This is a genomic window from Arenimonas malthae CC-JY-1 (assembly GCF_000747075.1).
GTDB lineage: Bacteria > Pseudomonadota > Gammaproteobacteria > Xanthomonadales > Xanthomonadaceae > Arenimonas > Arenimonas malthae.
Genome location: NZ_AVCH01000073.1, coordinates 37,409 through 44,352, shown reverse-complemented (window position 1 = coordinate 44,352; position 6,944 = coordinate 37,409). Strand labels below are relative to the sequence as shown.

The following is a 6,944-nucleotide window of genomic DNA, read 5'->3' as shown; positions in this document are numbered from 1 at the left end:
CTTCGGGGCCTCGGCGGCCTTCGGCGCCTCGGCCTTGGCGGCCGGGGCCGGCGCGGCGGCGCCTTCCTCGATGATGGCCACGACCTGCTGGCTGGTCACGGTGTCGCCGGCCTGGAACTTGAGCTCCCTGAGCACGCCGTCGACCGGCGAGGGCACTTCCAGCACCACCTTGTCGGTCTCGAGGTCGAGCAGGTTCTCGTCGCGACGGACGGCGTCGCCGGCCTTCTTGTGCCAGGTGGCGATGGTGGCGTCGGACACGGATTCCGGAAGGACCGGGACTTTGACTTCGATGCTCATGGACGAGGTCCTGGGTGCGTGGAAAGGAATGGCTTATTCAGCGGTGTGGGTGTTGGGCGCGTTGACGAGGGCGTCCTCGATCAGCTTCGCCTGTTCGATGTTGTGCGTGTTCAGGTGGCCCGCCGCCGGCGAGGCCGAGCGCGCGCGCCCGGCGTAGCTCAGCGACTGGCCCTTGCCCAGGCAGAAGTCGAGGTGGTGGCGGATCTGGTACCAGGCGCCCTGGTTCATGGGCTCTTCCTGGCACCACACCACTTCCTTCGCGCCGGCGAAACGCTTGAGCTCGGCCGCCAGCGCCTCGCGCGGGAACGGGTAGAGCTGCTCGACGCGCACGATGGCCACGTCGGTGACCTTCTTGGCCTCGGCCGCCTCGACCAGGTCGTAGTAGACCTTGCCGCCGCAGACCACGACGCGGCGCGCCTTCTTCGGGTCCTTGCAGGTGCTGTCGGCGATGAGCTCCTGGAAGCCGCCCTTGGCGAGTTCGTCGAGCGTGGACACCGACAGCTTGTGGCGCAGCATGGACTTGGGCGTCATCACCACCAGCGGCTTGCGGGTGGCGCGCAGCATCTGGCGGCGCAGCATGTGGAACATCTGCGCCGGCGTGGTCGGCGTGCAGACCTGGATGTTGTCGAGCGCGCACAACTGCAGGAAGCGCTCGAGGCGCGCCGAGCTGTGCTCGGGGCCCTGGCCTTCGTAGCCGTGCGGCAGGAACAGCACCAGGCCGCACAGGCGGTCCCACTTGGACTCGCCCGAGGTGATGAACTGGTCGATCACCACCTGGGCGCCGTTGGCGAAGTCGCCGAACTGGCCTTCCCAGATGTTGAGCGTGGACGGCTCGGCGGTGCTGTAGCCGTATTCGAAGGCCATCACGGCCTCCTCGCTCAGCAGCGAATCGATGACCAGCGCGTGCTCGGGGTTCTTCACCAGCGCGCGCAGCGGCATGTGCGCCTCGCCCGTGGCCTGGTCGTGCAGCACCGCGTGGCGGTGGAAGAAGGTGCCGCGGCCGGCGTCCTGGCCGACCACGCGCAGCTTGTAGCCTTCCGCGAGCAGGGTGGCGTAGGCCAGGTTCTCGGCGAAGCCCCAGTCCATGGCCAGCTCGCCGGCGGCCATCTTGCGGCGGTCGTCGTAGATCTTGGCGACGCGCGCGTGCAGCTTGAGTTCGGCCGGCAGGGTGTTGATGAGCGTGGCGAGCTTGTCGAGCTCGGCGCGCTTGACCTGGGTCTTCACCTCGTCGCGCAGCTTGCCCTTGAGCCACGGGGTCCAGTCGACCGCGTAAGGGTCGGGGCCGACCTTGACCAGGTCGGTGGTGACTTCGCCCTTGTCGAGCTTGTCGCGGTAGGCGTCGACCAGCGCCTTGGCGCCGGCGGCATCCACCACGCCCTCGGCGGCCAGCGCCTCGGCGTAGAGCTCGCGGGTGGTCTTGCGGGCGCGGATGTTCTGGTACATCAGCGGCTGCGTGGCCGCCGGCTCGTCGGCCTCGTTGTGGCCGTGGCGGCGGTAGCAGACCAGGTCGATGACCACGTCGCGCTGGAATTCCTTGCGGAAGTCGAAGGCCAGCTGGGCGCAGAAGGCCACGGCCTCCGGGTCGTCGCCGTTCACGTGCAGCACCGGCGCGCCGACGATCTTGGCCGGGTCGGTGCAGTACAGGGTGGAGCGGGTGTCGTCGGCGCGGTGGGTGGTGAAGCCCACCTGGTTGTTGACGACGATGTGCACGGTGCCGCCGACCGCGAAGCCGCGGGCCTGCGACATCTGGAACAGCTCCATCACCACGCCCTGGCCCGCGAAGGCCGAGTCGCCGTGGATCAGCACCGGCAGCACCTGCTTGCGCTGCACGTCCTCGCGGCGCATCTGGCGCGCGCGCACCGAGCCGGCCACGACCGGGTCGACGATCTCGAGGTGCGAGGGGTTGAAGGCCAGCGCCAGGTGCACCGGGCCGCCCGGGGTGGCGACGTCGGAGGAATAACCCATGTGGTACTTCACGTCGCCCGAGTGCGCCGGGTCGTCGTTGTGCTCGAACTGGCCGCGGAACTCGTTGAAGAGCTTGTGCGGCGGCTTGCCCATGGTGTTGATGAGCACGTTCAGGCGGCCGCGGTGGGCCATGCCGATCACCACGTCCTTGATGCCGTCGCTGCCGCCGCGGCGGACCAGCGTGTCCATCAGCGGGATCAGGGTGTCGCCGCCCTCGAGCGAGAAGCGCTTCTGGCCCACGAACGCGGTGTGCAGGTAGCGCTCCAGGCCTTCGGCGGCGGTGAGGCGCTCGAGCAGGCGCTGCTTGGCGGCCGCGTCGAAGCCGTACTTGCCGGCCGCGCCCTCGAGGCGCTGCTGCATCCAGCGGCGCTGGTTGGCGTCGGAGATGTGCATGAACTCGGCGCCTATGCTGCCCGAGTAGGAAGCGCGCAGGCGCGCCAGCAGGTCGCGCAGCTTGAAGCGCGGCTGGGCGAACCAGGTGTCGACGGTGAACTCGCGGTCGAGGTCGGCGTCGGTGAGGCCGTGGAAGGCCAGCTCCAGGTCGGGCGCGTCCGGGCGGGCCATCATGCCCAGCGGGTCGAGCCTGGCGCCCAGGTGGCCGCGCGAGCGGTAGGCGGTGATCAGCTTGCCGACCGCGGCCTGCTTGCGGGCCGACTCGTCGTCCAGGCCACTGGCCACGACCGGGGCGCGCGCGGCCGCCTGCACCTGGGCCATGACGGCCGAGTGCGGCACGTCGCCGGCCTCGCGGCCCTTGAAGCCGTCGAAGTAGGTTTTCCAGGCCGACGGGACGCTGTCGGGATCGACCAGGTACTGTTCGTACAGGTCTTCGATGAAGGCGGCGTTTCCGCCGGCGAGCTGAGAGGTCTGCTTAAACTGCTTGATCAGACTGTCCACGACCCTGGCCTGGCCCGCCTCAACGGCAGGTAAGTGATTGATGGAATGGGATGTCGCGGCGCCGCAACGGGGCGGCGACAAGGTCTGCGATTATAGCTGGCGCCGCCGGGCTTTAGAACCCGACGCAGGCTGTACGGGCGCCCCGCGGGGGCTGGACTTTGGTCGCAGGTTCGTACCCGCGCGCCTCAGATGCCCAGGGCCCTGAACTCGGTGACGCCGCGCGAGCGCTCCCAGACCCGGCCGAAATGGTCCACCAGCTGGCGGGTGCGGGCCGGGTTGGCCGGGCTCCAGTCGCCTTCCCAGCGGCTGCCGAGCTGGCGGAACAGGTAGCCGTCGCGGTCGTTGGCGAGGAAGGCCGAGGGGTACTGCAGGTCCACGTCGTCGGTGGGCGTGCGGAACTGGAACACCGAGGTCATGCGCTGGGCCAGGGTGAGCAGCGGGTGGCCCTGGCCCTGCACGGCGGCGGGGTCGAGCAGCAGGATGCGCACCACGCCACCGCGGCCGGCGATGGCGAACTCCTTGAAGGCCTCGAGCACGGCCGGCTGGCTGTAAAGCACCGGGTCGAGGTCGCGGCTGAAAAGCACCAGTTCGCGGCGGGCCGCCCGCACCACGGCCAGCGTGGCCTCGGTGGCGGCGGACAGGCTGTCGAATTCGGTGGAAGGCACCGAGGCCTCGCGCGCCCGGGCCGGGTAGCGCTCCGGGCCCGCCAGCGGTTCGAGGGCGCGGCGCATGGCCTGGTGCTCGATGCCGGCCTCCATGAAGCGCTCGCCGTAGGGCTGGAAGCCGTGCCGGGCGTAGAAGGCCTCGGCGCTGACCTGGGCGTTGAGGCTGACCTCGGTCCAGCCCAGGCTGCGGGCCTTGTCCATCAGCGCCACCAGCAGGGCGTCGCCGACGCCGCGCTGGCGCCACTCCTTCAGCACCGCCATGCGGCCGATCTTGTGTTCGGGCGTCAGCCGGCCGGTGCCGATGGGGCGGCCGTGGTCGTCACGGGCGATGACGTGGTGGCTGCGCGGGTCCAGGTCGTCCCATTCCTCGTCTTCCGGAACCTTCTGTTCTAGGATGAAGACGGTCTCGCGCACTTCCCTCAGGTCCTTCAGGTCGGCCTGGTAGTCGGCGGGCTCGATGCGGAAGTCGGTCGGGATCATGGGTTCACCGGCGGCGTTTGGGTTTGACCAGCTGATAGTGGCCCGCGGCCACCAGGCTTACCAGCGCTTCACGGCCGGCGGCATCGAGCCCGGCCATGTCGGCGGCGTCCAGGCGCTCGGCGCCGGCCAGGCGGCGGGCCGAGGCCACGCCCATCGGCAGCGACAGGCCGTTGGCGTGCAGGCAGGCCCTGCGGCCGTCACGCGCCCAGGCGTGGCGGGCATGCGGGTGGCGCAGCAGCATGGCGCCTTCGTCGAGCGCGGCGGTGATGGCGGCCAGGCCCGGCGGGCGGGCCGGGCGGGCGATCTCGCCGGCCGAGCGGTACTGGGTGATGAAGCGGCCGAACCAGCGGCGCAGCGTGGCCTCGTCGAGGTCCTGCAGGCGGGACAGGGCGTGGCGCACGCGGCCGAAGGCGGGGTCGTCGATTTCGTAGGGGTCGGCGGGCAGGGCCAGGTCCGGGTCGCCGTAGCGCGCTTCCTCGGGCGTCGCGGCGGCCAGTTCCTCGGCCAGGTCCACCATGAGCTCGGCCACCGAGGGCGCGCGCATGCCCACCGAAAGCGTGAGGCAGGCGTCCTGGGCCACGCCGTGGTGCGGCACGCCGGGCGGCAGGTACAGGACGTCGCCGGGGGCCAGCACCCAATCGTGGTCGGGGTGGAATTCGCTGAGCAGCTTGAGCTCGACGTCGGGGCGGAAGTCGCGCGGCGCGTCGGGGTTCGTGTCGATCTGCCAGCGGCGGTGGCCCAGGCCCTGGACCAGGAACACGTCGTACTGGTCCACGTGCGCGCCCACCGAGCCGCCGGGCGCGGCGAAGCTGACCATCACGTCGTCGACGCGCCAGGCCGGCAGGAAGCGGAACCGGTGCAGCAGGTCGCGCACGTCCATGTCCCACTTGTCCACGTCCTGCACCAGCAGGGTCCAGTCCTGGCGCGGCATGTCGGGGAACATGGCCTCGTCGAAGGGGCCGGTGCGCAACTCCCAGCGGTCGCGCTTGCGGTCGTGCAGCACCACGCGCGACAGCGCCGACTCCTCGCAGGCCAGGCCGGCCAGGTCCTCGGGCGTGATCGGCGAGACGAAGCCCGGGAAGGCGCCGCGGATGAGCAGCGGCCGCTTCTGCCAGTAATCGCGCAGGAACACCTCGGGCGGCATGCCCAGCGGGTGCTTCGGCGTGCCGGTGACTTCTATCGCGTACTGGGAGGAGGTTTTTTTGGCCACGGATTCACACGGACAAGGGCAGGTCGAGGGATCAAACGTCCCGGGCCAGCGACGCGGCGTGGCCGACGTAGCTGGCGGGGGTCAGGGCCAGCAGGCGGGCCTTGGCGTCGGCCGGCAGGTCCAGGCCTTCGATGAAGGCGCGCATGGACTCGGCGGTGATGCCCTGGCCGCGGGTGAGGGCCTTGAGCTGTTCGTAGGGGTTGGGCAGGCCGTGGCGGCGCATCACGGTCTGCACCGGCTCGGCCAGCACTTCCCAGGCGGCATCGAGGTCGGCGGCCAGGCGCTCGGGGTTGGCGCTGAGCTTGCCCAGGCCGCGCATGAGCGCGTCGAGCGCGATCAGCGAGTGGCCGAACGCAGTGCCCAGGGCGCGCAGCACGGTGGAGTCGGTGAGGTCGCGCTGCCAGCGGCTGATCGGCAGCTTTTCCGAAAAATGCGAGAGCAGGGCGTTGGCCAGGCCGAAGTTGCCCTCGGCGTTCTCGAAGTCGATCGGGTTGACCTTGTGCGGCATGGTCGAGCTGCCCACCTCGCCGGCCTTCACCGCCTGCTTGAAGTAGCCCAGCGAGATGTAGCCCCAGACGTCGCGGCACAGGTCCACCAGCACGGTGTTGATGCGGCGTTGCGCGTCGCACAGCTCGGCGATGCCGTCGTGCGGCTCGATCTGGGTGGTGTAGGGGTTGAAGTCCAGGCCCAGCGATTCGACGAAGCGCTGCGCCAGCGCCGGCCAGTCCACTTCCGGGTAGGCCACCACGTGGGCGTTGTAGTTGCCGACGGCGCCGTTGATCTTGCCGGGGAACTCGATGCCGTGCATCACCGCCACCTGGCGCTGCAGGCGCGCGACCACGTTGGCGATTTCCTTGCCCACGGTGGTGGGCGAGGCGGTCTGGCCGTGGGTGCGCGAGAGCATGGGCAGCGCCGCGTGTTCGTGCGCCATGGCGCGCAGCTTCTCCACCACTTCCCAGGTCTTGGGCGCGATGACCGTGGTGTAGGCCTCGTTGAGCATCAGCGCGTAGCTGAGGTTGTTGATGTCCTCGCTGGTGCAGGCGAAGTGCACGAATTCCAGCGCCGGGCCCAGCTCGGCGTCGTCCTTCAGGCGCTCCTTGATGAAGTACTCGACCGCCTTGACGTCGTGGTTGGTGGTGCGCTCGATCTCCTTGACGCGCGCGGCGTCTTCGACCGAGAAACCGGCGGCGAGGGCGCGCAGGCGGCCGGCGGCGGCCTCGGAGAAGGGCTTGAGCTCGGCCACGCCCGGTTCGGCGGCCAGGGCCAGCAGCCACTCCACCTCGACCCGCACGCGGGCCTTGATGAGCCCGTATTCGGAAAAGATCGGCCGCAGCGCCCCGGCCTTGCCGGCATAGCGGCCGTCGAGCGGGGAAAGGGCGGTGAGGGCGGCGTCGGACATCGGGCGGGCTCGGGTGGGGCGGAGAAGCGCCTAT

General features: G+C 70.2%; 5 protein-coding genes. All 5 read right to left on the bottom strand.

Going from position 1 to position 6,944, the window contains the following annotated elements:
- Window positions 1-297, bottom strand: a 297-nt coding sequence (locus tag N790_RS04525; RefSeq protein ID WP_043801316.1) for a biotin/lipoyl-containing protein, incomplete at its 3' end; no start/stop codon positions are given.
- Window positions 298-330: 33 nt separating this feature from the next.
- Complete coding sequence (locus N790_RS04520) at window positions 331-3,156, bottom strand: 2-oxoglutarate dehydrogenase E1 component (protein ID WP_043801313.1); 2,826 nt, start codon at window positions 3,154-3,156, stop codon at window positions 331-333.
- A 185-nt stretch (window positions 3,157-3,341) separates the two neighbouring features.
- Window positions 3,342-4,301 (bottom strand): GNAT family N-acetyltransferase, encoded by a 960-nt coding sequence (locus tag N790_RS04515; RefSeq protein ID WP_043801311.1) that lies wholly within the window; start codon window positions 4,299-4,301, stop codon window positions 3,342-3,344.
- 4 nt (window positions 4,302-4,305) lie between these two features.
- Window positions 4,306-5,511, bottom strand: coding sequence for a ribosomal protein uL16 3-hydroxylase (locus N790_RS04510; RefSeq protein ID WP_043801309.1), 1,206 nt, complete (start codon window positions 5,509-5,511; stop codon window positions 4,306-4,308).
- A gap of 31 nt (window positions 5,512-5,542) precedes the next feature.
- The gene (gene purB / locus N790_RS04505; RefSeq protein WP_043801307.1) at window positions 5,543-6,910 is read right to left on the bottom strand and encodes an adenylosuccinate lyase; all 1,368 of its coding nucleotides are present in this window, start codon (window positions 6,908-6,910) and stop codon (window positions 5,543-5,545) included.
- Window positions 6,911-6,944: the final 34 nt, after the last annotated feature.